Annotated in this window: 20 protein-coding genes; 14 read left to right on the forward strand and 6 right to left on the reverse strand. The window is 64.3% G+C overall.

Annotated elements, in window-relative coordinates:
- Nucleotides 1-8: 8 nt before the first annotated feature.
- Genes guaB through guaA form a run of 3 tightly spaced genes read left to right on the forward strand, consistent with a single transcriptional unit; the run spans nucleotide 9 to nucleotide 3,732 of the window.
- Nucleotides 9-1,469, forward strand: coding sequence for an IMP dehydrogenase (gene guaB, locus ABWO90_RS24245; RefSeq protein ID WP_353193786.1), 1,461 nt, complete (start codon nucleotides 9-11; stop codon nucleotides 1,467-1,469).
- A gap of 6 nt (nucleotides 1,470-1,475) precedes the next feature.
- Nucleotides 1,476-2,174 carry a hypothetical protein gene (locus ABWO90_RS24250; protein ID WP_353193767.1) on the forward strand — a complete coding sequence of 233 codons (699 nt, stop codon included), beginning with the start codon at nucleotides 1,476-1,478 and terminating at the stop codon, nucleotides 2,172-2,174.
- Nucleotides 2,149-3,732, forward strand: a complete 1,584-nt coding sequence (gene guaA / locus ABWO90_RS24255; RefSeq protein ID WP_353193768.1) for a glutamine-hydrolyzing GMP synthase — start codon at nucleotides 2,149-2,151, stop codon at nucleotides 3,730-3,732. Before ABWO90_RS24250 ends, guaA begins: the two co-directional genes overlap by 26 nt.
- 258 nt (nucleotides 3,733-3,990) lie before the next feature.
- Here guaA and ABWO90_RS24260 read toward each other — a convergent pair whose 3' ends face one another.
- From ABWO90_RS24260 to ABWO90_RS24270, 3 genes are all read right to left on the reverse strand, one after another.
- Entirely contained in the window at nucleotides 3,991-4,602 is a 612-nt protein-coding gene (locus ABWO90_RS24260; protein ID WP_353193769.1) for a 3'-5' exonuclease, read from the reverse strand.
- Between the two features lie 173 nt (nucleotides 4,603-4,775).
- Nucleotides 4,776-6,551, reverse strand: coding sequence for a sensor histidine kinase (locus tag ABWO90_RS24265; RefSeq protein ID WP_353193770.1), 1,776 nt, complete (start codon nucleotides 6,549-6,551; stop codon nucleotides 4,776-4,778).
- A 113-nt stretch (nucleotides 6,552-6,664) separates the two neighbouring features.
- Nucleotides 6,665-7,402 (reverse strand): response regulator, encoded by a 738-nt coding sequence (locus ABWO90_RS24270; protein WP_353193771.1) that lies wholly within the window; start codon nucleotides 7,400-7,402, stop codon nucleotides 6,665-6,667.
- A gap of 335 nt (nucleotides 7,403-7,737) precedes the next feature.
- On the opposite strand from ABWO90_RS24270, the gene ABWO90_RS24275 reads away from it, so the two are divergent.
- Complete coding sequence (locus ABWO90_RS24275) at nucleotides 7,738-13,920, forward strand: autotransporter outer membrane beta-barrel domain-containing protein (RefSeq protein WP_353193772.1); 6,183 nt, start codon at nucleotides 7,738-7,740, stop codon at nucleotides 13,918-13,920.
- Between the two features lie 70 nt (nucleotides 13,921-13,990).
- On the opposite strand, the gene ABWO90_RS24280 is transcribed toward ABWO90_RS24275, so the two are convergent.
- Together ABWO90_RS24280 and ABWO90_RS24285 are read right to left on the reverse strand one after the other, a co-directional pair.
- Nucleotides 13,991-15,007 carry a serine hydrolase gene (locus ABWO90_RS24280; protein ID WP_353193773.1) on the reverse strand — a complete coding sequence of 339 codons (1,017 nt, stop codon included), beginning with the start codon at nucleotides 15,005-15,007 and terminating at the stop codon, nucleotides 13,991-13,993.
- 213 nt (nucleotides 15,008-15,220) lie between these two features.
- Nucleotides 15,221-15,925 carry an SDR family oxidoreductase gene (locus ABWO90_RS24285; protein WP_353193774.1) on the reverse strand — a complete coding sequence of 235 codons (705 nt, stop codon included), beginning with the start codon at nucleotides 15,923-15,925 and terminating at the stop codon, nucleotides 15,221-15,223.
- A gap of 144 nt (nucleotides 15,926-16,069) precedes the next feature.
- Here ABWO90_RS24285 and gcvA point away from each other — a divergent pair, with 144 nt between their 5' ends.
- Nucleotides 16,070-16,969, forward strand: a complete 900-nt coding sequence (gcvA, locus tag ABWO90_RS24290) for a transcriptional regulator GcvA (RefSeq protein WP_353193775.1) — start codon at nucleotides 16,070-16,072, stop codon at nucleotides 16,967-16,969.
- Between the two features lies 1 nt (nucleotide 16,970).
- Here gcvA and ABWO90_RS24295 read toward each other — a convergent pair whose 3' ends face one another.
- Nucleotides 16,971-18,107, reverse strand: a complete 1,137-nt coding sequence (locus tag ABWO90_RS24295; RefSeq protein ID WP_353193776.1) for an MFS transporter — start codon at nucleotides 18,105-18,107, stop codon at nucleotides 16,971-16,973.
- Between the two features lie 279 nt (nucleotides 18,108-18,386).
- Here ABWO90_RS24295 and ABWO90_RS24300 point away from each other — a divergent pair, with 279 nt between their 5' ends.
- The 9 genes from ABWO90_RS24300 (at nucleotide 18,387) to uraD (ending at nucleotide 26,836) form a co-directional block, all read left to right on the forward strand.
- Nucleotides 18,387-19,325 (forward strand): LysR family transcriptional regulator, encoded by a 939-nt coding sequence (locus ABWO90_RS24300; protein ID WP_353193777.1) that lies wholly within the window; start codon nucleotides 18,387-18,389, stop codon nucleotides 19,323-19,325.
- Between the two features lie 27 nt (nucleotides 19,326-19,352).
- The gene (locus tag ABWO90_RS24305) at nucleotides 19,353-19,967 is read left to right on the forward strand and encodes an LON peptidase substrate-binding domain-containing protein (RefSeq protein WP_353193778.1); all 615 of its coding nucleotides are present in this window, start codon (nucleotides 19,353-19,355) and stop codon (nucleotides 19,965-19,967) included.
- A gap of 152 nt (nucleotides 19,968-20,119) precedes the next feature.
- Nucleotides 20,120-20,998 (forward strand): ParB N-terminal domain-containing protein, encoded by an 879-nt coding sequence (locus ABWO90_RS24310; RefSeq protein ID WP_353193779.1) that lies wholly within the window; start codon nucleotides 20,120-20,122, stop codon nucleotides 20,996-20,998.
- Between the two features lie 94 nt (nucleotides 20,999-21,092).
- Nucleotides 21,093-21,764 carry a GntR family transcriptional regulator gene (locus tag ABWO90_RS24315; protein ID WP_353193780.1) on the forward strand — a complete coding sequence of 224 codons (672 nt, stop codon included), beginning with the start codon at nucleotides 21,093-21,095 and terminating at the stop codon, nucleotides 21,762-21,764.
- A 169-nt stretch (nucleotides 21,765-21,933) separates the two neighbouring features.
- Nucleotides 21,934-23,235: an MFS transporter gene (locus tag ABWO90_RS24320; protein ID WP_353193781.1), complete on the forward strand. Its 1,302-nt coding sequence runs from the start codon at nucleotides 21,934-21,936 to the stop codon at nucleotides 23,233-23,235.
- Between the two features lie 154 nt (nucleotides 23,236-23,389).
- Nucleotides 23,390-23,932: a tRNA adenosine(34) deaminase TadA gene (gene tadA, locus ABWO90_RS24325; RefSeq protein WP_353193782.1), complete on the forward strand. Its 543-nt coding sequence runs from the start codon at nucleotides 23,390-23,392 to the stop codon at nucleotides 23,930-23,932.
- A complete protein-coding gene (gene ldcA / locus ABWO90_RS24330) occupies nucleotides 23,929-24,861 on the forward strand; it encodes a muramoyltetrapeptide carboxypeptidase (RefSeq protein WP_353193783.1) in 933 nt (310 codons plus the stop codon). Before tadA ends, ldcA begins: the two co-directional genes overlap by 4 nt.
- A gap of 368 nt (nucleotides 24,862-25,229) precedes the next feature.
- A complete protein-coding gene (gene puuE, locus ABWO90_RS24335) occupies nucleotides 25,230-26,174 on the forward strand; it encodes an allantoinase PuuE (protein WP_353193784.1) in 945 nt (314 codons plus the stop codon).
- A gap of 128 nt (nucleotides 26,175-26,302) precedes the next feature.
- A complete protein-coding gene (uraD, locus tag ABWO90_RS24340) occupies nucleotides 26,303-26,836 on the forward strand; it encodes a 2-oxo-4-hydroxy-4-carboxy-5-ureidoimidazoline decarboxylase (protein ID WP_353193785.1) in 534 nt (177 codons plus the stop codon).
- Nucleotides 26,837-26,985: the final 149 nt, after the last annotated feature.

The following is a 26,985-nucleotide window of genomic DNA, read 5'->3' on the forward strand; positions in this document are numbered from 1 at the left end:
GATTTGCCATGCGTCTGATCCAAAAAGCACTCACTTTCGATGACGTGCTCCTCGTCCCGGCGTACTCCGCCGTTCTCCCGCGCGACACCAGCCTGAAAACCAAGCTCACGCGCAACATCACCCTGAACATGCCTTTGCTGTCGGCCGCCATGGATACGGTGACCGAAGCGCGTCTGGCTATTGCCATGGCCCAGCAGGGCGGTATCGGCATTATTCACAAGAATTTGAAGCCGGCCGAGCAGGCGCGGGAAGTGTCGAAGGTCAAGCGCTTTGAGTCGGGCGTTCTGCGCGATCCGATCACGATTCCGCCGCACATGAAGGTGCGCGACGTGATCGCCCTGTCGCGCCAGCATGGCATTTCCGGCTTCCCGGTCGTGGAAGGCGCACAGCTCATCGGTATCGTTACCAACCGCGATCTGCGTTTCGAGAGCCGCCTGGACGAGCCGGTGCGCGCGATCATGACGCCGAAGGACAAGCTCATCACGGTGCGTGAAGGCGCCTCGCCGGCCGACGCCGAGCGCCTGATGCACGATCACCGCCTCGAGCGCGTGCTGGTCGTGAACGACGCTTTCGAACTTCGCGGCCTGATGACCGTCAAGGATATTACGAAGGCAACGGAATACCCGCTGGCCAGCAAGGACGAACACGGCAAGCTGCGTGTCGGCGCTGCCGTTGGCGTGGGCCCGGACAACGAAGAGCGCGTGGAATTGCTGGTTGCCGCCGGCGTCGACGTGATCGTGGTTGATACGGCTCACGGCCACAGCCAGGGCGTGCTCGACCGCGTGCAATGGGTCAAGAAGCATTTCCCGCAGATTGAAGTCGTTGGCGGCAACATCGCCACGGCGAGTGCGGCGCTGGCGCTGGTCGAGCACGGTGCAGACGCCGTGAAGGTCGGTATCGGCCCGGGCTCCATCTGCACGACGCGTATCGTGGCCGGTGTCGGTGTGCCGCAGATCACGGCAATCGCCAACGTGGCGCAAGCACTCAAGGAAGTCGGCGTGCCGCTGATCGCTGACGGCGGTATCCGCTACTCGGGCGACGTCGCCAAGGCACTGGCCGCCGGCGCACATACGGTAATGATGGGCAGCATGTTCTCGGGTACCGAAGAGGCCCCGGGCGAAGTGTTCCTGTACCAGGGCCGTTCGTACAAGAGCTACCGCGGCATGGGTTCGGTGGGCGCGATGAAGGATGGCGCGGCCGACCGTTACTTCCAGGACCCGGCCAACAACGCCGACAAGCTGGTGCCGGAAGGCATTGAAGGCCGTGTGGCGTACAAGGGCAGCGTGAACGCGATCCTGCACCAACTGACTGGTGGTATCCGTTCGTCGATGGGCTATCTGGGTTGCCCGACGATCCAGGACCTGCACGAGAAGGCAGAATTTGTTGAAATCACGGCCGCCGGCATGCGCGAATCGCACGTGCACGACGTCCAGATCATGAAGGAAGCCCCCAACTACCACGTGGAGTAATGACCCATGAAGGCCATGTTGCGTACGGTACTGTTCCTCGATGCGGCGCTCAATCTTGCACTCGGTGTGCTGTTGATCGCGTCGTTCTGGTCATCGCTGTATGCGGCCATTGAAGTGCCCGCGCCATCGCCCGTGCTATACGCGCAGGCGCTCGGGGTGGCCTTCATTGGCGTGGCCTGGTTGCAATGGCACGCCGCCGTGAATGGCCAGTTGACGGTGACCGTCGCGAAAGTGACGGGGCATATCAACTGGATCATTGGCGCGTTCGTGCTGGGCTGGCTGATTTCCGGCCAACTTTCGGTGACGGGCGGCGGCAGGTTGTTGATGCCGGCGCTCGGGGCTGTCCTGCTGGTGGTGGGCGGCATTCTCGTGAAGCTGGCGTCGAGCGTGCGCACGAAAGAGCGCGTGCAGGCTGCGCAGCATGCGGGAGAACGAGTCCGCGGTGGGGTCGTGAGCGACACCCGGCGCGAGGCACCGAGAGACTATGCCGATGCCCGGGTGGCCGACGAGCCCCGTGGCACGCGCGCTGAGCCGCGCATGGAGGCGTCTCGCGGCGGCTCCACTTCCACCTCCGTCAACACTACGCCGGTCGCGCCTGTGGGCACCACCGGCATTGTCACGCCCGTGCCTTCCGCCACGGCGCCGACGTCCAACGAATCCACTTCATCCGTACCTCACGATGCACGACAAAATCCTCATTCTTGACTTCGGCTCGCAAGTCACCCAGCTCATCGGACGCCGCGTTCGCGAAGCGCACGTCTACTGCGAGATCCACCCGAACGACGTTTCGGACGAATTCATTCGCGAATTCAACCCGAAGGCAGTCATTCTGTCGGGTAGCCACGCGAGCACCTACGAGGATCAGGATCTGCGTGCACCGCAGGCGGTCTGGGATCTGGGCGTGCCGGTGCTGGGCATCTGCTACGGCATGTTCGCGATGACGGTGCAACTGGGCGGTCAGGTCGAGGCGAGCAATCACCGCGAGTTCGGCTACGCCGAAGTTCGTGCGCATGGTCACACGCCGTTGCTCGAGGGCATCGAGGACTTCCGTACGGCCGAAGGCCACGGCATGCTCAAGGTGTGGATGAGCCACGGCGACAAGGTGACGCAGCTGCCGGAAGGTTTTGCCCTGATGGCTTCCACGCCGAGCTGCCCGATCGCGGGCATGGCCGACGTGAAGCGTCATTACTACGCCGTGCAGTTCCACCCGGAAGTCACGCATACGGTCAAGGGTCGCGAATTGCTCGAGCGCTTCGTGCTGGAGATCGCCGGTGCGAAGCCGGACTGGATCATGCGCGACCACATCGAGGAAGCCGTCAAGGCGATCCGCGAGCAGGTGGGTGACGAGGAAGTGATTCTCGGCCTGTCGGGCGGTGTCGATTCGAGCGTGGCAGCCGCGCTGATTCACCGTGCGATCGGCGACCAACTGACGTGCGTCTTCGTCGATCACGGTCTGCTGCGTCTGAACGAAGGCCAGATGGTGATGGAGATGTTCGAGGGTCGTCTGCACGCCAAGGTCGTACACGTCGATGCCGCCGAGCAGTTCATGGGGCACCTGAAGGGTGTGACGGATCCTGAGCAGAAGCGCAAGATCATCGGCCGCGAGTTCGTGGAAGTGTTCCAGGCCGAAGCGAAGAAGCTGAAGAACGCGAAGTGGCTGGCGCAGGGCACGATCTATCCGGACGTGATCGAATCGGGCGGTGCCAAGACCAAGAAGGCGACGACGATCAAGAGCCACCACAACGTGGGCGGCCTGCCGGAGACGCTGGGTCTGAAGCTGCTCGAACCGCTGCGCGACCTGTTCAAGGACGAAGTGCGCGAGCTGGGCGTTGCGCTGGGCTTGCCGCACGACATGGTCTATCGTCACCCGTTCCCGGGCCCGGGCCTGGGGGTGCGTATCCTGGGTGAAGTGAAGCGCGATTACGCCGATCTGCTGCGTCGTGCCGACGCGATCTTCATCGAAGAGCTGCGCAACACGGTCGAGCCGAATAGCGGCAAGACGTGGTACGAACTGACGAGCCAGGCATTCGCCGTTTTCCTGCCGGTCAAGAGCGTGGGCGTGATGGGCGATGGCCGCACGTACGAATGGGTGGTGGCACTGCGCGCCGTGCAGACGCAGGATTTCATGACGGCGCACTGGGCACATCTGCCGCACGACTTGCTCGGCAAGGTCTCGAACCGCATCATCAACGAAGTGCGTGGCCTGAACCGCGTTGTCTATGACATCTCGGGCAAGCCGCCTGCGACGATCGAGTGGGAGTGATGAGTCGTCCGGCACCGACCGGCACCGATTAGCATTTCCCCCTCCCGAAAAGCCCACGTCACTGTGGGCTTTTTTGCGTTTACGCGTGGATTCGGTCGGCAAAGGTTGGCGCGGTCCGGGCCAGCGCGGCGCCCGCACTACGACCTGCTCCGCAACGAAGAGGATCAACCGGCGCTGACCGACGACGACGTCATCGCCGTCCTGGCGAACCGCTATCGCCATGCGCAGCCGATCTCTCCCCAGGGGAAGGTGCGAGGCTCAGCGTCCCGAAAGCGAACGCAGGAAGGTTGGTACCTTGTCCTTGGTGGTCGTTTGCACGCGTGAGATGAGGGCGTGATCGACGTTCGGCAGGCCGTACGTCTGCGCGATATCGCCTTGCAAGCGACGCCAGAGGTGACACGTCATTTCCGTGTCGACCATTGCGCGGTGCGAGCGGCCGGTGCGGGGCAGGCCGAGCATCTCGGCCAGCATCGACAATTTGTGACTGTGCGCATGCGGATAGATGCGGCGCGAGGCGAGCAGCGTGCAGGCGAAGGCGTGGTCGGCGCGTTCGCCGAGCATGGCGAGCTCGGCCTGCCAGAAGCGTCGGTCGAAGCCTGCATTGTGGGCTACCACGGGGTGCTTGCCCACAAAACGCACGGCCTCTCGCATGACGGTTGCTACCGGCGGCGCCGACGCGATCATCTCGTTGGTGATGCCGGTCAATGCGACGACGTTCGAGGGAATGTATCGACCGGCGTTCATCAGGCTTTGATAACGGTCGACGATTTGGCCATCGCGCAGCAGTGCGACGGCGATTTCGGTGGCACGGTCGCCCTGTGCGGGTGACAGTCCGGTGGTTTCAAAGTCGAGAACGGCTACGGTTTGCATGGCTTTCGTGCGAAGCGTTGCCGCAATTCGGGATGCGGCAAAAATGGCAGACCCCGAATTATGCGCGAAATCATGTGAATCGCCCGACAAATGTCGATCGTCCGGTCCCCCTGACTCCGTTGACACCGCTACGATGTCACACTCAACGGCAGGCACGAGATGCGGGGGGCCACTCAAGCGGTTCGCATCTTCACGCACACGACTGTGCAAGTTCCTTCTCGCGCAATGGTCATCGTGCCGCCCAGCTTTTGGGCGCGCCGTCTCATGCTGTGCAATCCGGTGCCCGCATGCGCTTGCCGAGGGTGAGCGCCTCCCGCGTCGTCAAAACGACCGGTGTCGAAGCCGATGCCGTTGTCTTCCACTCGAAGCGTGAACTCGCCGTCGGCGTCACGGAGATCGACGCGCACGCGACTCGCCTTGCTGTGCTTGAAGACGTTGGTCAGCGCCTCCTGCAAAATGCGTTGGACTTCCAGCGATCGGGCAGCCCCCATTTCGCATCGCTCGATGCCGTCCACGTGCCATTCGCAATCGATCATCTGGCTCTCGAAGCGCGCGGTGGTTCGATGGCGCAGGGAAGCAATCTGTTCCGCCAACGTCTGCCGTCCGGCCGGATGCACCGTTGCGCTGTCGACAACGAAGCGCAGTTCATCCCGCAACTCTTTCAGCAAGTCCAGAAAACGCTCCGGTGGCAGCGTGTGCGGCGCATGTTCGATGGCGGCGATGCCCGACACCAACGTGCCACCCAACCCGTCGTGCAGATCATGGGCGAGATTGAGCCGCTCGGCGAGGCGAACGTTGGCGACCTCCAGTTCATGCTGGCGGTTCAGGGTTGAGGACAATTCGCGCCGGGCATCGCCGATCGCCTGACGAAGCTCGTCGTTGAATTGCGAGATGCGCCGTGCGTCGTCGGCGAAGCGCCGTGCCAGCACGACAGCCATGCCGATCATCAGGATCTGTGACGTTTGCGCGGTGTAGTAGACGTTGGAGTCGAGAACGCCGAAAAACACGAGAAAGTCGTGCAACCCGGCGGCGACGAACACGAGCGCACAGAGCGAGACGATTCGTTGTTCGATCTGCCGTTCGCGCCACGTCAGGACGAACAGCAGCACGCAGGTTGCCAACCACGTCACCCCGGGCACCACCGCCCAGATCGCGCGCAGCGTTTCCGTATAGGTTCGTGGCGCGACGATCAGCATCGTTGCGCCCACGCCAAACGTGACCCACATCGTGGTCTCGACGCGAGGTATTCGTCTGCCACAGAAGCGCAGCACGAACATCGTGAAGCAAGCGCAGTAGAAAAGAAACGCGATCGACACGAATAACTGCCAGCCATCGTTGGTCGCAAACGGCCACGGTCGCGTGACGATCTGGTTGACGGCGTAGAGCCACCAGGCGAAGGACATGAGGCTGAACCACCCGTACGACGTCTCCTGTCGGCGGTATAGCCAGAGCGTGAGTACCACGACGCCAAGCGTGACCGTGATCGCCAGACTGAAAAGCTGCAGATCGTGGCGTAGCCAGCGCGCCTTGTCGTAAGCCGAACGGATCTCGTCAGGCGATCCCAGCAGCACTGGACCGAGCCCCGGACTGTATGCGGCAAGGCCCGAGACGCGTATCAGCAGCACGTTGGCACCGGCGCGCAGCATCGGTGCATCGACGAGCCAGTGGCGGGGCGTATTCCACGCGCGAGTCAGCGGCTCGACCAGCGAATCGTCACGCGAAATCAGACTGCCGTTCAGATAGACGGCCCCGGCCATGTTCAGGTATTCCAGCATCAGCCCCTGCGCCCTGACGGGGGAAGGCGCTTGCCATGTCAGCCGGTACCAGACCACACCATCGAAATGCGGCCAACGCGATGTCCACACATCGGGCAGCGTAACGGGAACCCAGCCGGTATTCGGCGGCTGCATCGCCTGCCAGTCGCTGCGCACGGCTTCAACGTGCGCCAACGGCAGTAATGCGCCGGGAACGGAAGCGGAATCGGAAACGGAAACGGGACGAGGGGCGATGGATCGCTGCGCGTGCGCTGTCGTGGCGAGCAGGCAGAGCAGCGTGATCAGTATCAGGGCAACAAGCCGGAGATGCGGGCTTCGAAGACGGCCTGCGTGCGCGAGTTGACAGCCAACTTCTTGTAGATGTTCTTGATGTGACATGCGACCGTGAGGCTGGAGATGGAGAGCAATGCTGCAATCTCGCGGTTCGTCATGCCCTTGGCCACGAGTCCGAGAATCTCGACTTCTCGCGGGCTCAATGTCGATGGCGTATCGGACATGCGCGCCGATGCCGCGCCGCCACTGCTACCGGAAGACGAAGCTGCCGGTGTGCCTGATCCGCCGGCCGTGAGCGCAACCAGCCCCAGAATGTGGCGTGCCACGAACGGGTCGATCGGTGCGCCCCCGCGCAGCGCACTGCGAATCGACAGCGCGATCTCTGCGTCGTCGCGCTCCTTGAGCAGGTATCCCGTGGCGCCACGTTGCAGGGCCCCGACGATGATCTGCTCAGTACTCCACGCGGAGATTACCAGAATCGGCAGGGCGGGATCGTGCGCATGCAGCTCGCCGATCAAGTCGATGCCGCTACCGTCCGGCAGGCCCACATCGATCAAGGTGAGCGCAAACGGTTCGTCGGCGAGCACTGCCCGCGCCTGCGCGAGGCTCCCGGCGACCTGCACGGCGTCGTCAGCGTAGCCAAGGGAACGGAGAATGGCGCGCATGCGGATCTGCATGCCCGGATCGTCTTCTACGAGCAACAACGGACCGGGCAATACCGATTCGGCATTCGGAAACGTGCTGGCAGGCATGGCAGACGAATTGGAGAGAAGGGGGCGGCACCAAAACTTCGGTAGCAAAAAATAGCACGACTGCCAACGCGGCCGCCATCCCCGAAACAGGGGAGTGCCTGATCCCACGGTTTCAAAGTGACCGGCAGCGATGGATGTCGACTGTCACCGACGGTTGCTGACGGCGGCCGATGCTTCGTATTACTCATTTCTGGGGATGGATTACCGTATCGACCGGGTGGTATGTTGCTAAAAAATTGAGCGTACCCGGCGAAACATCACAAACGCGCACCACATTGCAAACCGGGCACACCGCTTGTCGTAGCGGCAACACAGCCTGGAATTTCGGGGGAAGCGTGCGAGACAAAACCGTCGCATTGCCGGCACCACTGCGGCTCACGACCCTTTGCGGGGCGGCCTGCGTCCTCTTCGCCGGTCACGCCGCAGCACAGTCGTCCGGCCCGTATGTGCTCGACTATCGCGGTGCGGCGGGAGGGTGTTGTACCTCCAACAACGGATATAACGGGGAAAACGGCCGCCAGGACGTCACGCAGACAGTGACGGGACTGAACATTCGCACGACAGGCGGCACCACTGGCGTGCTCGTCGACGTCAGCGGCGGCAACGGCGGAAACGGCAATACCAACGACGACGACAACGGCCGTGATCACTGGGGTGGCAACGGTGGCATCGGCCGCATCATCGACTTCACCCTCGCACAGAGCTCCGTCATAAGCACCGGCATCGGCGTCGCCGTACTTTCTGCCGGTGGCGACGGTGGCCTGTGGGGCAATCGCAGCAACGGTCACGGCATCGGCGGCGACGGTCATCTGGCCGCGCTTACGCTGATTGGCGGCTCGGTCACTGCTGTCGGCTACGGACTCTCGGCCCAATCCATCGGTGGTAACGGGAAAGACAGCGCCATTCCCTCGTTTGGTGGCCTTTCAGCGGGCCTGAATGCGGGTTACGGCGGCAATGCCGGAGACGCGAACATCACCGTCAAGGGCGGTGCCGCCATCACGGTGAGCGGCACGGGGGGCGCCGCAATTCGCGCGGAATCGCTTGGCGGTCAGGGCGGGCTCGGTGTCGACGACGATATCGCCGGTTATGTGGATTCCGGTTGGGGAGGCAATGCAGGGAACGTGAACGTCACGATTGCCGACGGCACGATTACCACGCACGGCAACGGCGAGGTCGGTGTCCTGGCCCGCGCCGTCGGAGGCAGCAGCCCGAAAGGGGCGGGCACCGATGTGAAAGGCGGGAATGGCGGCAATGCCGGGCGTGTGACCCTACAAAACGGCGCGGCCATTTCCACCGATGGTGCCAACGCCCCAGGTATCGCTGTCTACAGCCTCGGCGGTGACGGCGGCGACGGCGGCGATGGCAATTCGGGAAGTGGCTTCCCCGGGGGCGACGGCGGCACCCCGGGTGGTGCGTCCGTGACGAACTTCGGCAGCATCGCAACGCAGGGGCTCGGATCGACGGGGATTCGCGTGGCTGTCGTTGGCGGCAGCGGGGGCAATGGCGGTGCGTCCGGGCCCTGGTCGGGGCACGGCGGCGATGGCGGCGCGGGCGGCAACACCGGCGCGCTTGCGGTCGACATCGTCAATAACGGCAACATTCTCACGAACGGCCGCGATGCGATCGGCATCCTCACCCACGCCGTCGGCGGTGGCGCAGGGAACGCCGAAATCAGTCAAGGACTGATGAACATCGGTGGTGGTGCCGGCGGTAACGGCGGACAAGGCGGCAATGTCTACGTCCAGAACAACGGCGCGATATTCACGACGGGCGACCAGAGCCCCGCCACGGTGGTACAGAGCATCGGCGGCGGCGGCGGGCATGGCGGTGATGCAGATACGACGGGCATCATCGTGGGCATTGCGACAGGCGGTCGCGGTGGAGAGGGTGGCAGTGGCGGCACCGCCACGCTCGATCAGGCGGGGGCGATTTCCACGGCGGGCGCGGGGGCGGCCGGCGCTGTCGTCCAGAGTATTGGCGGCGGCGGCGGGGTCGGCGGGTCGTCGTCGGCGATCACGGTGGGCATTGGTCTGGGTGTCGCCGTCAGTCACGGTGGCAGTGGCGGGCAAGGGGGCATGGGGGGAACAGCCCGCGTGAGCGTCGACGAGGACGCAAGCGTGACCACGCAAGGCGTGAGTAGCGACGCCGTGGTCGCGCAGAGCATTGGCGGCGGTGGCGGGTATGGTGGCCTTGCCAGCGCTTCGAGCATCACCATTGCGCCTGATCTTGGGCCCGATCTCCCGACCGGCACGATAAGCCCTCATGTCAGCCTCGGGGGACGAGGCGGCGGCGGCGGAAACGGCGGATTGGCGCAGGTGGAGAATGACGGGAACGTCTCGACGCAAGGTGACCGAAGCCTCGGCATTCTGGCCCAAAGCATTGGCGGCGGTGGCGGCGCAGGCGGCAACGCCGCCGCCCCGTTGCGTGCGAAAACGGTGTCGGCGCCAGGGAGTCGGCTTGACCTCAGCGTCGGCGTTTCCATCGGTGGTGCGGGGGGCAGCGGCGGTGCGGGGGGCGTTGCCACGGTGACGAATGGCATCAACGGTATCGTCGAGACATCCGGCGATCACGCCATCGGCATTCTGGCGCAGAGCGTCGGCGGCGGGGGCGGCAGTGGCGGCAGCGTGCAACAGGAGACTGCCCAGTCGTTCTCGGCAACGCTCGGTTCGCCGACTTCCGCCCTTGGCACGTTGCAGACGATAACCCAATGGCTGGAGAAGTCCGGTCAGTCGTTGAACGTAAAGTTCGGCTCGCTCAAGCTCGGTGTCGACGTACGCGTCGGTGGCGCCGGTGGCAGCGGTGGCGATGGCGTTGGTGCCAGCGTGTTCAACAGTGGACAAGTCACGACCGCCGGAGACGGTGCGGCCGCCATCGTCGCACAGAGCGTCGGGGGCGGTGGTGGTAGTGGCGGGACGGCCACGTCGACGAGCGCGTCGAGCCTCATGTCGAGTATCGACAGTTTGCTCGGTGTGGTGACGGGGAAGGTCGGTCAGTATTTTCAAGTGTCGCCGAACACCGGTACCAACGTTGCCGTGGGCGGTGCGGGCGGGAGCGGGGGCAACGGCGGGCCGGTCGACGTGACGCAATCCGGCGCCATCGGCACGAAGGGCTTCGCCTCTCCCGGCATCGTGGCGCAAAGCATCGGCGGCGGCGGCGGCGCGGGTGTTTCGACCGCACAGAATCTCGACGTCTTCCTGTCCAACTGGGCCGCGAAGGACGCGCCCGGCATCCTGAGCGAAATCACTCGCATCGTCGATCTGCTCGGTTCCAATCTGGCGAGCGCCCAGCACAATGTGAACGTGAGTGTCGGCGCGAAAGGCGGAGGCGCGGGATATGCCGGGCCGGTGACTGTCGACGCGAGCAGCGCGTCGAGCCGGATTCAAACGCTCGGCGACAGTTCGCCGGGCATTCTCGCGCAAGGGATTGCAGGCGGTGGCGGCTACGCCGGTGCAAGCGCCTATACGTTCGGACCCAGCACACTCGGCGCGACGATCGGGGCCACGCAACCCGCGCTATCGCTGTCGCTCGGCGCCGCATACGACGCGACGATCAGCAGCGTGAGCGCCACTTCGTTTCCTGTGGTCGTGAAAAGCGGTGGCGTCATCGGCACGCACGGAGACGATTCGAGCGGTGTTCTCGCTCAGAACATTGCGGGCGGCGGTGGCGTTGCCGTCGCCAATCTGGCGGGGAACGTCAGCACGCATCTCTCACAAGGACAGGTGGCGACGTCACCCACATTGACACTGGGCGCGACGGTGACCGGCACGACAGCACCGGCGCTCGTTCGCAGCGGCGCTGTGACGGTGACGAATACCGCTGCCATCAATACCACGGGAGCCCTGTCACACGGCATCTTCGCGCAATCGGTGTCGGGCGGTGGCGGTGCCGCAGGTTGGGTCTCGAGCGGCGGCGCGACGTCGTTGCTCGCGGGGCCTGTGATGCAACTAGGCGCGTCGCAATCGGGCGCCAGCAGCCTTTTGGGTGTGGCTGGCAATGTGAGCGTCCTGCTCGGCGCACCGGCAACGATATGGACGGCAGGGGCGCTCTCGTTCGGTGTGCTGGCGCAGAGCATTGGCGGGGGCGGCGGTTATGCCGCATCGGTGAGCGACGGGCAGCCGTCATCGCTGCCGGTCACCAGCTTGCAGTTAGGTGCGCAGGGGCAAACCGGGGGTGCGGGGGCGCAGGTCAGTGTGACGACGGACGCCGGATCGGCGATTCAGACGCAGGGTCGGAACGCGTTCGGTGTCGTTGCGCAAAGCGTGGGCGGCGGCGGCGGTATCGCCGGCCTCACGACGAGCCCCGGTCGCGTTACGCTTGCGTCGGTGAACAACACATTCACCGCCGCTGGCGCGAACGATGGCGGCACAGTCAACGTATCGGTAGCCGGTGCGGTGAAGACGACCGGAGACGGCGGGGCCGGCGTCGTCGCGCAAAGTGTCGGCGGCGGCGGTGGCATTGCCGGCGATGCAGCGTCCGTCACCTATGGGGCGAGCGTTGTACATCTGGCCGACATCGCAGGGGCGGTGGGCGCGGGCAACACGGTGACGGTCAACGTTGTGGGCAGCGTCGCCACGTATGGCGCCAACGCGCCGGCCATCCTCGCCATGAGTCTCGGGGGTGGGGCCGTGTTCAGCGACGCTGGCATCCTGCTCAAGAATTCGGGCAATGCGACGGGTAACAGTGGTGGTGCTGTGAGCGTGGCGATTCAGCCTGGCGCGACGGTCGTGGCGATGGGGGCGGGTTCGCCGGCAATCGCCGCGATCAGCATGGGACGCACCGGGGGCAATGCGAGCGATACCACACAAGGCAAGCCGATCAGCGTGAGCATCGGCGACGGGGCGACCGTGGCTGCCAATGCGACATCCGGGATCGGCGTGCTGGCGATCACGACGGATGGGGTGAGCCTCGACAACGCGGGCACGCTCACTGCGGCTACGGCAATCGAATCGACGAGCCGCACGAGCGTGAACAATACGGGACGGGTTCAGGGGAACGTACAGCTCACGACGGACAGCACATTCGTCAACCAGCAAAGCGGTGTGTTCTACACGGCGAGCCGGGTCACGACCGGGCTGTTACAGAACTACGGCACGCTCAATCCGGGCGGTCCGGGCGTGTTTCAGGCATCGACCGTTGACGGCGCGTTTTCGCAGACCGGCACCGGTATCTACGCGCCCGACCTCGATTTCACGCGTCACAACAGCGATTTTCTGGTGACCACGGGTGCGCTCACGTTCGGTGGCAGCGTTGTGCCGGTGCTGCACAATCCGGTCAAGAACGTCTGGCTCGGTATTGGTCACTTCGACCGTGCGCCGACGGGCGAGTCCGCGACGGCGAAAAGCACGGCGCTCGTCTTCAGCTATCAGATGAAGGACCACTATGGTGGCACGCAGGATCCCCTGATCTCCGTCGACGCCAACTTCAAACCGCAAGGCGTTGCGCTCAATGGAAATCAGTCGTCGTTTGCCAATCACTTGCAATGGTTGTGGGATCAGGGGCTGGTTGACGCCGGCCCGCTGTTCCAGCCGTTTGCCAGCGTGGGAGACGCAGCGAGCTATCGCCGGACGCTCAACACGATGTCGGGCGCCGCGTCGCTCATGCGCGCGGGATCGCGGGGGCAGGAGAACTTCGATTTTCTGAATCGCCTGATGAGTTGCCCGCAGTTCATGAGTGGCGGAACGCGCTTGTCGGAAGGGAGTTGCGTCTGGGCCCGTGTGATCGGCACCCGCGCAGACCGCTACGATACGGCCGACGACGTCGGCTTTCGCAGCCAGCAGGTGACCTATCAGTTTGGCGCACAAAAAGAAATCGCACCGGACTGGTTCCTGGGGGGCTCGGCCAGTTACGTGGTGACACACGCCCGATCGTCCGACCAGTCGCTGGACGTTTCCAGCGATGGTTTCCGAGCCGGCGTCACGCTCAAACGGCAGATAGGGCCGTGGCAGGTTGCGCTGGCGTTGCTGGGCGGGTACGAAAGCGGCACGCAGAACCGTACCGTTGCGTATCCGGAAGCCACCGTGCGAGCGAGCAGTCAACCGAACGCGTTTTTCGTCGGGGCGCGGTCGCGGCTCTCGTATCAGCTCAACTTTTCGGGGTGGTATGTGAAGCCCTATACCGATCTGGACGTCGTGTACGACCGTAGCGGCGCCTATCGCGAGAACGGGGCGGGGGTGTTCGATCTCGCCGTGTCGGGACAGGGGCATACGACGGCGATCCTCAGTCCCGCCGTCGAAGTGGGCGGGCGGTTCGATCTGCGAGGCGCAACGCTGCGCCCGTACCTGTCGCTTGGCATGAGTTTCGCGTCCACACGCCGCCTGAGCACCGACGTCTCGTTCGTACAGTTCCCCGGCGCGTCGTTTGCGGTCAGTGCGTCGCAGCCGCGCGCGTACGGCAACGTGTCGGCAGGTGTCGAATTGCTATCGGACAAGGGCCTCGAAGTCCGTGCGGAGTACAGCCTTCGCACGGCCCCTTCGCAGACGGTGCAAAGCGCTGCATTGCGCTTGGCGAAGCACTTCTGAGTCGGCCTTCATTGAAATGACGAAGGCCCGGACGATCGGTCGTCCGGGCCTGCAGATGCTCAGGAGGGGATCAGGTCCGTGCGGCGTCGGCTGCGGCTTTCAGCACGTCGCGAACGCTGTCGATAAATTCTCCGGTGCGCTCGACACTGGTCTTTCCGTCCAGCCAGTTCCATGTGAAGCAGAACGTCACGCGCGTCTTGCCCACGAGCATTTGTGCGGCGAAGCACAACGCGTGAAAGTTCTCCCAATCCAGGCTGCCGCCTTTGCCATAGGCCGGCAGTCCGTCGGGCACCGTCATCCACGCAGCATCCGCCATGGCCGAGATGCGCTTGAATTCGACCAGCGTCTCGGGCTTATGGAAGAAGCGGCCGTTCAGCGTGTCGCGATACCAGTTCACGAGGTCGGTGGCCGAACTCGTCATGGTCTGCTTGTCGTTGATGACGTCCCTGCGCGGCGTGAGCCCGAGCGTCTCACCATGTTCGAGCTTTTGCATGCCCGCCCAGCCGAGATCGGTGCCCGGGGCGGCGCCCGCGAGATACGAGAAAAGGATTCGCGTGGAATCGGGAACGTGCGGCGTACTCAGTTGCGCCTGGCGGATGAGGTCGCGTACGCGCTGCGGCCCCACTGCGGCGAGGGTAATGTCGGTGCCGATGTTATCGCTGTGCGCGATCATCGATTCGAGCGCGGTGCGGTATTGCGTCTGCCCGCTCAGGCCGATCAACACAGGACTGCCCGGCGTGCGAACCGTGTCGTTCACGTCGCATTGTTTCGTGCCGGCGAGGCCGTTGCGGCCCGTTTCGGCGTCGATGAGAAACTGCGCCAGGATGAACGTCTTGACGGCACTGCCGACGAACAGATAACGATTGGGTTCGTAGGCCGAGGTCCAGCCGGTGCCATTGGGGACGTCTGCGATGACCAGGCAACTCGACGTCGCGGGCTCATGTTTCCCGAAGCGCAGTACGGCGTCGTCAAGCGCCGGGCGGCCGGCCGACTTTGCGCTGGGAGACTGCACGAGCAGTGCGGGCGCTGCGAGCGAGGCGGCAGCGAGCTTGAGTGTGCGTCTGCGGTGAGGCTGGAACTCGGTCATGCGAGAGGACTCCGGAACGAAGGGGAAGCTGAGGAAACCGAGGAAACCGGTAAGGCGCGCAGCGCTCAGGGTGTCGCCAGGTCGTTTGCGCATCGAGGTTCGCAGCGACATTAGCATGGCGCCCCCGGATGAATCGATACCGCGTTTTGGGTAGTCGGCCCTCATGACGTCGGTCCCTCCTGCTGGCCGAGGTCCTTCCGCTCCTTTCCGACGTCAGACCGAGCGCGTAAGCCCGCCGTCGACGCGAATGTTCTGGCCGGTAATGTAACCGCCACCCTCGGACGCCAGGAACGCCACCGTCGCCGCGATTTCTTCGGCTTTGCCGTAACGCTGCATCGGCACACTTTCCCGGCGTGTCTCCTGTTGCGGCAGGCTGTCGATCCAGCCCGGCAGAATGTTGTTCATCCGCACGTTGTCCTTTGCGTACTTGTCGGCGAACAGCTTCGTGAACGACGCGAGCCCGGCACGGAACACGGCCGACGTCGGGAACATCTCGCTCGGCTCGAACGCCCACGCCGTCGAGATGTTGATGATGACCCCGGCGCCTTGCTTCTGCATGATCGGCGTGACAAGGCGCGTCGGGCGGATCACGTTCATCAGATAGGTATCCATGCCCCGATGCCAGTCCTCGTCGGTAATCTCAAGGATCGGGGCGCGCGGGCCGTGCCCGGCACTGTTGACCAGCACGTCGATACGTCCCCATCGGGCGACGGCCACCTCGACCAACTGGGCCAGCGCCTCATTCGACTGGTTCGATCCCGTGATGCCCACGCCGCCAAGCTCGGCAGCCAGTGCTTCGCCCTTGCCAGACGAGGACAGAATGCCGACCTTGAAGCCGTCAGCGGCCAGTCGTCGTGCGGCTGCCGCACCCATGCCGCTGCCGCCGGCCGTAATCAGTGCCACTTTTTCTACTGTCATTCGAATGTTCTCCCGGGTGTTTCAGATGATGCCGGCACACACCCATGGCGTCCGGCCCGCATGATTGATGGATAAGAGCGTAACATCGCGACGAGTGCCAGACGAATCAGATTTCGACACGTTATTCAGTAGAAAAATTACACCATGACGGAAGCCATAGGCCGTTTGCCATCGCTCAACGCACTGCGCGCCTTCGAAGCGGCGAGCCGGCATCTCAATTTTCGGATCGCCGCGGAGGAGCTTGGCGTGACGCAAGGTGCGGTCGCGCAGCAGGTGCGCGGGCTCGAGGCCGAGCTGGACATGAAGCTCTTCGAGCGCCACCCGCGCGCGCTCACGCTGACGGAGAACGGGCGGCGCTATGCCGGGAGCGTGAGGCGTGCGTTCGATCTTCTGACGGAAGCGACGCAGGCATTGCGCCCCGAGCCGCTGCGACTGACGGTCAGCGTGACCCCCACGTTTGCGTCGAAGTGGCTGATACCACGCCTTCCTGCGTTCCTCGAAGCGCATCCCGACATCGATCTGCGTATTCTGGCCACTGACCGGCTCTCCCATTTTCAGGCGGATGCCGTGGATCTCGCCGTCCGCTACGGTCGCCCGCCGTTCGGGGGCGGGCTGGTCGTGGAGCCCTTGTTCGAGGAGATGCAGATTGCCGTGGCGTCGCCCCACGTGATCGCAACAAGCGGTCACCCTGCAACGTCCGGTAGCTTGCTCGGGCACGCCTTGCTCCATGACGCGCACAACGCGTGGCCGCAGTTTCTCGAGCAAGCGATGCCGGGCGCGCCACTATCAGCGGCGAAGAATGTGCGTTTCAATCAGACGGCGCTTGCCATCGACGCGGCCGTTGCCGGGCAGGGGCTGGCGCTGGCACACGTCGATTTCGTCGCAGCCGATGTGGTCGCCGGCCGTCTGGTTCGCCTGTTCGATACGGCGCTGCGAACCGGCGCGGGCTTTTACATCGTTTATCCGAGGCGCACGCGTCACGCCGCCCAGATTGCCGACGTCCACGCCTGGCTGTTGCGCGAAGCGCGAGACGCGTCCACCTGAATCATCCCCGGCCGCGTTGCACGAAGCCGTGCCGTCTTGCCGCGAACGCCACGCCCCACGCGGCGAGTGCGAGGGCAAGCAGGACCTTCGGCAATGCCCCGGCGCCCCACGTCGAGAGCACGGCGCCGCCGAGTACACCGCTAGCTGCGAATGACAGATTGAAGACCGTCACGAGCATCGATTGCGCGACGTTCTCGTGCTTGCCCGCCGCGTTGCCCAGCGCGGTCTGCAGCAAGGTTGGCGCGCCGCTGAAGCTCAGGCCCCAGAGCACGGCACCCGCCGCCAGTACAGGCCACGAGGCCGGCCACGCGTCGAAGGCAACGATCACCACCCCGAACGAGGCGAGCGCCCAAAGAACGAGCCTGCGAAGCCAGCGATCCACCCACATTCCGATCCCCCAGAGTCCCACGAGCGTAAAGATGCCGAACGTCGAGAGCAGGGTGGCGAGCCGGTCGCCCATGTCCGCCGACGCGAGAAAGGGCGCGATGTAGGTATAGAGCGTGTAGTGCGCTACGACCCAGAGCATGACCACGCTCAGCACCGGACGCACACCCGGCAGTCGCAATACGTCGCGCACAGGGGCGCGTGTGTCCGGCTCGCCGTCGTTGTCGGTGTTTGCCACGTCGGGGACGATCAGCAGGATCCAGCCCATCAGCACCAGCGCGAATGCCGACAGCCCCCCGAACACCCAGCGCCAGCCAATGAGATGGCCAAGCGCCGTAGCGGCCGGTACGCCGATGGCCAGGGCCAGCGGCACGCCGAGCATGGCGAACGCCAGCGCGCGTCCCTGACGGGCAGGGCTTACGAGCCGCCGGGCGTACGTCGCGATTTCACTCCAGGCCAGACCGGTGGCGAGGCCGACGACAAAGCGCGCGGCAAGCGTCAGCGTGAAGTCGGTCGAGAGCGCGGTCACGGCGTTGCAAACGGCGAAGCCGAGGAGGGCCACGACCAGCACTGTGCGGCGCGACCACCGATGCAGCAGGACGGTGAGCGGCACGGCACCGAGTCCCGCGCCCAATGCGCAGAACGTGACCATCTGGCCTGCCCACGATTCCGAGATACCGAAGCCGTCGGCCAGTTGCGGCAGTAGCCCGGCGGGCACGGTTTCGTTGCCGGCGGCCACGAACGTGGCAAGCATCAGCGCGACCATCGATGCCCAGGGTGTGGCGTCCGACCGTCTCTGCGTCGCGTTCGTCGTGCAACCGTGGGCACGGGCGGCCGAGTTGCGAGAGGGGGCGGACGAGGGAGCTGAAGACGGAGCTGAAGACGGAGCGGAAGAGGAGGCGGGAGGTGTGGCAGACATGGACATTCATCAAATGTGGCGTACCCGGACGGGACGATGCGATATAGTCTGCCAATGCGCGTTATATTTGATAATTCGTTGGAAATTTGAATTACTTTCAAATCTGGATGGAAGATGGCGACAGACAGACTTGGCGATATGCGTCTTTTTGCGACGGCGGCGACGCTGGGAAGCCTTTCTGCGGCTGGACGCAAGTTGGGGCTCTCGCCTGCCGCCGCCAGCGCACGTCTGACCAAGTTGGAGGCGACGTTGCAGACACGTCTGTTCGTGCGCACGACGCGTCAGTTGCGCCTGACCGACGAGGGGCGAGTCTATCTGGCGCACTGTCTCGTCGCGTTGCAGGCTATCGACGACGGCGAGGCGGCGCTGCAGGCAGGGTGCGCGGCCATTCGCGGCAAGATCCGGCTGTCGGCCTCGACCGACTTCGGGTTGCATACGTTATCGCCGTGGCTCGACGAGTTCACGGCGCGATATCCCGACGTGCGGCTCTCGCTGACGCTGACCGACTCGATCTCCAACCTGGTGCAGGACGATGTCGATCTCGCAATCCGCTTCAGCGAGCCGGATGACGGTACGCTCGTGGCGCGGCGGCTGGCGCCGATGTGTCGCGTCCTGTGTGCATCGCCTGCCTATCTGGCCCGGTATGGCGAACCGCAGACGCCGGACGCGCTCGCGGAGCACCGCTTTATCGTGCTGGTGACGTCATCTGGCCCGCTCAACGAGTTCCATTTCCGGCGCGACGAGACGACCTGGCAGTTCACGGTGCCGCTGGCGCAGGCATGGGAGACGAACGACGGCACGCTGGCGCGCCGCTGGGCGCTCGACGGCCGCGGTATCGTGCGAAAGACGTTGTGGGATGCGGCGGAAGACGTCCGTGCGGGACGGCTGAAAATCCTGCTTTCCGATTACATCGCGAAGGAGCCGGGTGTGTACGCGGTGCGACATCGCACGCGTTATATGGTGCCGCGTGTGCGGGCGCTGCTCGACTTTCTGATCGAGCGGTTTGCTCAGGCGTCTGCGGCGTGGCCGGACATTGATACTTGCCGCGTGTAACGCGCGAACTTCATGTCATCATACGGCATGGCACAGATCCCACTCTTCCCGCTCGGTAACGCCCTGTTTCCTGCCGGGGTGTTGCATCTGCGCATCTTCGAGGTGCGCTATCTCGACATGATCAAGCGATGTCTGGCCGACGGCACGGAGTTCGGTGTCGTCGTGCTGCGTCAGGGCAGCGAGGTACGCCTGCCGGATGCCGTCGAGGAGCCCGCGATGATCGGCACCCTGGCGCGCATCGACGACTGGCGCGCCCCCATGCCCGCGCTGCTCGAACTCGTGTGCCGAGGCACGACCAAGTTCGCGTTGACGTCCGTCGAGTTGGGGAAATATGGATTGTGGATGGGCGAGGCCGAGAGGCTGCCGGACGATCCCGCCATGACCGTGCCCGAGTCGTTGCAGGTCAGCGCGGATACGCTGGGCAAACTTATCGCGGGGTTGCAACGCGACCCGGCACGGGCGGCGAAATTGCCGCTGGCGCCGCCGTACCGGCTGGACGAATGCGGCTGGGTGGCCGATCGCTGGGCCGAACTGCTGCCGCTGCCGCCGCACGAGAAGGAAACGCTGCTGGGCATGGCGGATCCGGTGGCGCGTCTCGCGCGCATTCAGGCATTTCTGACCGATCACGGCGTGTTGTCCTGATCGCCGGAGCGCGTCCCGTCCACGCGACATTTCTCGGCGGTCGCCGGAACAGGCGATAATGCCGCCTGCCACGTTTTTCCTGCCGACGTATCAACGCGTTTCGCCGTGCAATCTCCGGCGGTCGCGGTACGGCGGCATCGTCACACACACTCATGACAGTCCAGATCAACGAAGAACTCAAGGCGTACATCGATCCGCTCACGCCTGACGAATTTGCCGCGCTCGAACAGAGCCTGCTTGCCGAGGGGTGCCGCGACGCACTCGTGCTCTGGGGCGACGTGCTGGTCGACGGCCACAATCGCTACGAAATCTGCCGCAAGCACGCGATCGAATTCCGCACGGTGCAGAACCCGTCGTTCAAATCGATGGATGACGTGCGGTTGTGGATGATCGACAACCACCTCGGCCGCCGCAGCGTGTCCGACTACCAGCGCGGGGTGCTGGCGTTGCGCAAGAAGACGATTCTCGAGGCGCGCACGGGTGGCGGCAATGCCGAAGCGCCTGCACCGGGAGATGTGCCGCAGGCGGCGGCGCTCAGCGAGCGCGGCGAAGCGGAAGGCGGCAACACGTCGATTCCCGCACACACGATGGCACTGACGCGCGCGGCGCTGGCGCGTGCGGCGCGTCTGTCGAGCAATACGCTGGGGCAGATCGAACAGATCCACAACGCGGCGGCCCCGGAACTCGTCGACGCCGTGAAGCGTGGTGAAGTCTCCATCAACGCGGCGGCCGCCGTGTCGACGTTGCCGCAGGCGGCGCAGGTCGCCGCCGTGGAGGCGGGCAAGCAGGAGTTGCGCGAGCTGGCGCGCCAGGTGCGTGAGGCGCGCCCGGTCAAGCCGCGCAAGAAGAAGGACGAGGAGAGCGTCGAAGACGACGACGGCACGCCGCCGTGGGACACCGCAGCCGATCCGTCCGACGAGCTTACGCGCCTGTCGAAGGAACTCAAGGCCATGACGGCCGAGCGCGACGCGCTCAAGAAGAAAGTGGCGCACCTGACCATCGCGCTCGCCGAGGCGCGCGCCGGGAAATAAAGGATCCAATTGCCAAACATGCGATTTTGGATCCAATTCTTGGCGATGGGATCCGAAGTCGCGTCGGGCATGAGAAATATGCTCTAATCGCGCCATGCGAACCCCCGGACCCCAAGCACTTCATCAGGCCATCCGCGACACGCTTCGAGACGAGATCTTGAGCGGCGTACTCCCGGGTGGGTTTCAACTACGTCAGGAAGCGTTGGCCGAGCGTTTCAAATCGAGCCGGGTGCCGGTTCGTGAAGCGCTGCGACAACTGGAAGCGGAAGGATTGGTCACGCACCATCTGAACCGCGGTGCGACCGTGGCGAGCATGAATCTCGAGCAGTTGTGCGAATTGCTCGACATTCGCGTGGCGCTCGAATGCCATGCGGCCAAGCTGGCGGTGCCCAACATGGCCGAGCGAGACTTCCAGCTCATGGAGCAGATCCTGGCCGACTACTCGGCGTCGGAAGTCGTTTCCGAATGGGCGGAGTACAACCGGCGTTTCCACCTCGCGCTCTCGGCGCCTGCCAACAACCGACGACTGCGCATGCTCATCGAAGAGTATTGCCTCAATACCGACCGCTATTCGCATCTCGCGATGTCGCAGGCAACGGGCAAAGAGCAGCCGCAGCACGATCACTACGAAATTCTGGCGGCATGCCGTCGTCGGGATGTTTCGACGGTGGTGTCGTTGCTCGAATCTCACATCCTCACCACGCGCAACGAAATCAAGGCGATGGCGCGCGAAGACGTCGGTTTTCTGTCCCGCGCCGCCATCTGAGCGCGCGGCGCGGCAGGGGCGGCACGGCGGTTGCGGCCGTGGCCGGATGTCAGAAATATGCGGTAACACGGGGCTGCCGCCCGATGGCGGCGGCATCCGAAATCATGATGACCGGCCGTTCGATCCGGTGCTATCGTGAGCGTCATCGTCTCTGGTGAGGTGAACCATCATGGCTGCAAACCCTGCGTCGGTTCCGAGTCGGTCTCCCTCCAAAGTGTCCACCGTGATTCGCGTCACGAGTGGCAACTTCATGGAGATGTTCGACTTCTTCCTCTTCGGCTTCTACGCCACCCATATCTCGGCGACGTTCTTCCCCTCGGGCGATGAGTTCGCGTCGCTGATGCTCACCTTCATGACCTTCGGCGCCGGCTTCCTGATGCGACCGTTGGGCGCCATCATTCTGGGCGCTTACGTCGACCGGATCGGACGGCGGAAGGGCCTCATCGTGACCCTGGCCATCATGGCGATGGGCACCGTCCTGATCGCCTTCGTGCCCGGGTTCGCGACCATCGGCTATGCCGCGCCGCTGCTCGTGCTGATCGGTCGGTTGCTGCAGGGCTTCTCGGCGGGCGTCGAACTCGGCGGCGTGTCCGTCTATCTGTCGGAGATGGCGACGCCGGGCCACAAGGGCTTCTACGTGAGCTGGCAGTCGGCGAGCCAGCAGGTCGCGATCATCGTGGCCGCAATGCTCGGCTACTTGCTCAACAAATGGCTCATGCCGGCGCAGGTCGCCGATTGGGGCTGGCGGATTCCGTTCTTCATCGGTTGCCTGATCGTGCCGGTGCTGTTCATCCTGCGGCGTTCGTTGCAGGAGACCGAAGCGTTTCTGGCGCGCAAGCACCGGCCGAGTACGGGCGAGATCTTCCGCTCCATCGCGCAGAACTGGGGGCTGGTGGTGGCGGGCACCATGCTCGTTGCCATGACGACCGTTTCGTTCTACCTGATCACCGTCTACACCCCGACGTTCGGCAAATCCGTGCTGAAGCTCTCCACCACCGACGCATTGGCCGTCACCTTCTGCGTGGGGTTGTCCAACTTCTTCTGGCTGCCGGTCATGGGGGCATTGTCCGACCGCGTGGGGCGGCGTCCGTTGCTGATCGTCTTCACCGTCCTGACCATCCTCACGGCGTATCCGGTAATGGCGTGGCTCGTCGTGCAGCCCACGTTCGAGAAGATGCTCATGGTCGAACTGTGGCTGTCGTTCCTGTATGCGAGCTACAACGGGGCCATGGTCGTGGCGCTGACCGAGATCATGCCGGTGGACGTGCGCACGGCCGGCTTTTCGCTCGCCTACAGTCTGGCGACCGCATTGTTCGGTGGATTCACGCCGGCGGTGGCCACGGGGTTGATCCAGTTGACCGGCAACAAGGCGGCGCCCGCCTGGTGGATGACCTTCGCGGCGGTGTGCGGCCTGATCGCCACGTTTGTGCTCTATCAGAAGCGAAGCGCATCCAATTCCGCGATGGCCTGACGACCCAATGACCTGATGGTCGGCGCAAAGCCCGCAAGCGTTGGCGGGGGCGGGCTGTGCGAGAATAGCGCATTGCCGATAGCGGCCAATTGCGCTGTGCGGCGCGCCGTCCGCGGGGACGGGGCGATGCGCAGCGGCTTTTCGTCAACGTTTCATGAATCGAGATTTACCCGCGACCGACGAGACCTACATGGGCCTGGCGCTCCAGCAGGCTCGCGCCGCGATGGCGCAGGGCGAGGTGCCCGTGGGTGCCGTGGTCGTTTGCGACGATCAGGTGGTCGCCGTCGGGCACAACTGCCCGGTGGGCGGCCACGATCCGTCGGCGCATGCCGAGATGCAGGCGTTGCGCGCTGCGGCGCAGGTATTGGGCAACTACCGTCTTCCTGAGTGCGAACTGTACGTGACGCTCGAGCCGTGCGTCATGTGCGCGGGCGCGATCATGCATGCGCGCATCAAACGAGTCGTCTACGGCGCGGCCGATCCCAAGACCGGGGCGTGTGGCAGCGTCGTCGACCTGTTTGCGGAACCGCGCCTCAACCATCATGCCGAAGTCGTTGGCGGCGTCATGCGCGACGAGTGTGTCGGCGTACTCCAGACATTCTTCAGCGAGCGGCGTGCTGCGGCGAAGGCACGGCGTTTGTCCGAGGCGGCGGCTGCCGCCGATCCCTCCACATCTCCCCCCGGATCTTCCAATTGACGCAGACCAGGCTGATTGAACTGATTGCGCCATCCGGCTACGCGCCGGATGCCGACGTGGCGACGCGCGGCGTCGAGGCGCTGGAGCAACTTGGCTATACCGTAGGCAATCGAGAGGCGTTGTCACGCCGGTACCTGCGCTTCGCGGGCACCGACGCGCAACGCATTGCCGAGATCAATGCGCTGGCGGAGCGGGATCATCCCGTGCCGGACATCATCCTCGCCGTGCGCGGCGGCTACGGCGCCGTGCATCTGCTCGACCAGCTCGACTACGAAGGGCTGCATCGCCGACTGTCGGGCACCCCGGTGGCGATCGTCGGTCACAGCGACTTCACCGCCATTCAGCTCGCGCTGCTTGCGCAGTCCCACCTGACGACGTTCGCCGGTCCCATGCTGCTGGCGGACTTCGGCGCCGACCCGTTGAGCGAGTTCACGCTGAATCAATTCCAGACGGTCCTGCGTTCGCCGACACACGTCGTCGAGTGGCAGGGTGACGGCGCGAGCGGCGACGTCGACGTCTCCGGCACCTTGTGGGGCGGGAATCTGGCGATGGTGTGCAGCTTGATCGGTACGCGGTACCTGCCGCAGATCGAGGGCGGGGTGCTGTTCGTCGAGGATGTCAACGAGCCGCCGTATCGGGTCGAGCGGATGCTGTACCAATTGCATCAGAGCGGCATTCTGGCGCGTCAGCGGGCGCTCGTGCTCGGCGACTTCTCGCAGTACCGGGTGAGCGATTACGACAATGGCTACGACATGATTGCCATGATCGAGAGCATGCGCAAAGTCGTCGGTATTCCAATTGTGACCGACATGCCGTTCGGGCATTGTGCCGACAAGCTCACCTTGCCGGTCGGCGGGCAGGCCCGATTGCAGACGGCGAGTGCGCAGGTCAGGCTCTCGCTTACGGGATATCCCTATATGGCCGCGTAACGCGAGTCACGCGCGAGCGACGGTCCGGGCGAGCCGCCTCAAGTTCGCTTGCGGCGGCCAATGAAGCACGTTGAGTCGAAAAGACGGCTCGGCGTGCTTTTTTCATTTGCGTGCGAGATATGGCGAAGATTGCGCATCTTGCAAGATGTTTGGCCATGATTTCAACAGGTAAGGCCTGGGCGTCGGGTGCCCCGCGAGGGCGGAAGGGTGGAGATTTTGACGGTGGCGCGCGTGGACCACGTGTGACGCGGCCGGGGTGACTATACGATTAAGCGCAGCCTGAATATCTGAATATGGCTATGTCTCGGCCGTATGTATTTGGCTACACTTCTTCGATCGTTTCGCCATCAGAAGGATGCCAAGACATCATGGCCAGCAACAACGCTAGCACCCAGGAATATCCTCGCGACCTGATCGGTTACGGCCGTCATGTGCCGTTTGCCGACTGGCCGGGGCGTGCGCGTATCGCCGTCCAGTTCGTGCTCAATTACGAGGAAGGCGGGGAGAACTGTGTCCTGCACGGTGATCGTGCGTCCGAGCAGTTCCTGTCCGAAATCATTGGTGCGGCCGCCTACGAGGCCCGCCACATGAGCATGGAGTCCATTTACGAATATGGCTCGCGTGCAGGCGTGTGGCGCATTCTGCGCGAGTTCGAGCGTCGCGGCCTGCCGTTGACCGTGTTCGGCGTGGCGATGGCCATGCAGCGTCATCCGGAAGTCACCGCCGCGTTCCAGGAACTGGGCCACGAGATTGCGTGCCACGGGTGGCGCTGGATTCACTATCAGAATATTGACGAGGCGACCGAGCGCGAGCACATGCGCATCGCCATCGACATCTTCAAGGAAATGACCGGCAGCGCGCCGCTGGGTTGGTACACCGGCCGCGACAGCCCCAACACGCGACGACTCGTCGTCGAGCAGGGCGGCTTCGTGTACGACTCCGACAATTACGGCGACGATCTGCCGTTCTGGACGCAAGTGCAGACCGGCAGCGGCGAGGTCAAGCCGCATCTCGTGGTGCCGTACACCCTCGACACCAACGACATGCGCTTTGCTGCACCGCAGGGCTTCAACACGGCGGACCACTTCTTCCACTACCTGCGCGACGCCTTCGACGTTTTGTACGCCGAAGGCGACGAGGCGCCGAAGATGTTGTCGATCGGCATGCATTGCCGGTTGCTGGGCCGTCCGGGCCGTTTCGCGGCGTTGCAGCGGTTCCTCGACCACATCGAAAAGCATGATCGTGTGTGGGTGTGTCGCCGAATCGACGTGGCGCGGCACTGGCAGGAGCGTCATCCGTTCGTGGCCGCATAAGCACCTGAACCCGGCGACCGCGCCCGAAGGGCAAGTGGTCGCCAGCATTGAAACTGAACCGACAGGCGTCATCGGGCTGCGCGAAGCGTGCGGCGGGGCGCCACCCTTGTTCTCCAGGAGAGCAGTTAATGAACGCCCCGTTGCCTATGACACAACGCACCGTAGCCGAATTGTCGGCATTGTCGCAAGACGAGTTCGTGGCCGCGCTCGACGGCATCTTCGAGCATTCCCCGTGGGTGGCGAAAGCCGCCTGGGAGGATCGCCCGTTCGCCACCGTCAATGCGCTGCAGGACGCCATGTGCCAGGCCGTCATCGATGCCGGCGAGGGTCCGCAGCTCGACCTCATCCGCGCGCACCCGGAGTTGGCGGGCAAGGCGGCGGTGCGAGGCGAACTGACGGCCGAGTCCACGCGTGAGCAGGCGGGCGCCGGTCTCGACCAGTGCAGCGCGGAAGAGTTTGCGCGACTGACGCAGCTCAACGACGCGTATAAAGCCAAGTTCGGGTTCCCTTACATCCTGGCCGTGCGTGGTCACACGCGTGTCAGCATCATCGAAAACTTCGCGACGCGCCTCGAAAACAGCCGCGCCGATGAGATCGAAGAGTGCCTGCGTCAGATCTTCCGTATCGCCGGGTTCCGTTTGCAGGATCTCGTGCGCGACTGAGACGACGGCTTCGCGCGCGAGCGCAGGTTTGTCCGGGAAGCCAGCGTCGTTTGAGTAACACCGGTTTTCGCCATTACAAGTACCAAGGAGTTGGCATGGCCCTCGCCCCGCAAGACCCGAACGCACCGGAATTCGTGCGCCGTTACGTC

The sequence above is a fragment of the Pandoraea pnomenusa genome, from assembly GCF_040391475.1.
Classification (GTDB): domain Bacteria; phylum Pseudomonadota; class Gammaproteobacteria; order Burkholderiales; family Burkholderiaceae; genus Pandoraea; species Pandoraea pnomenusa_C.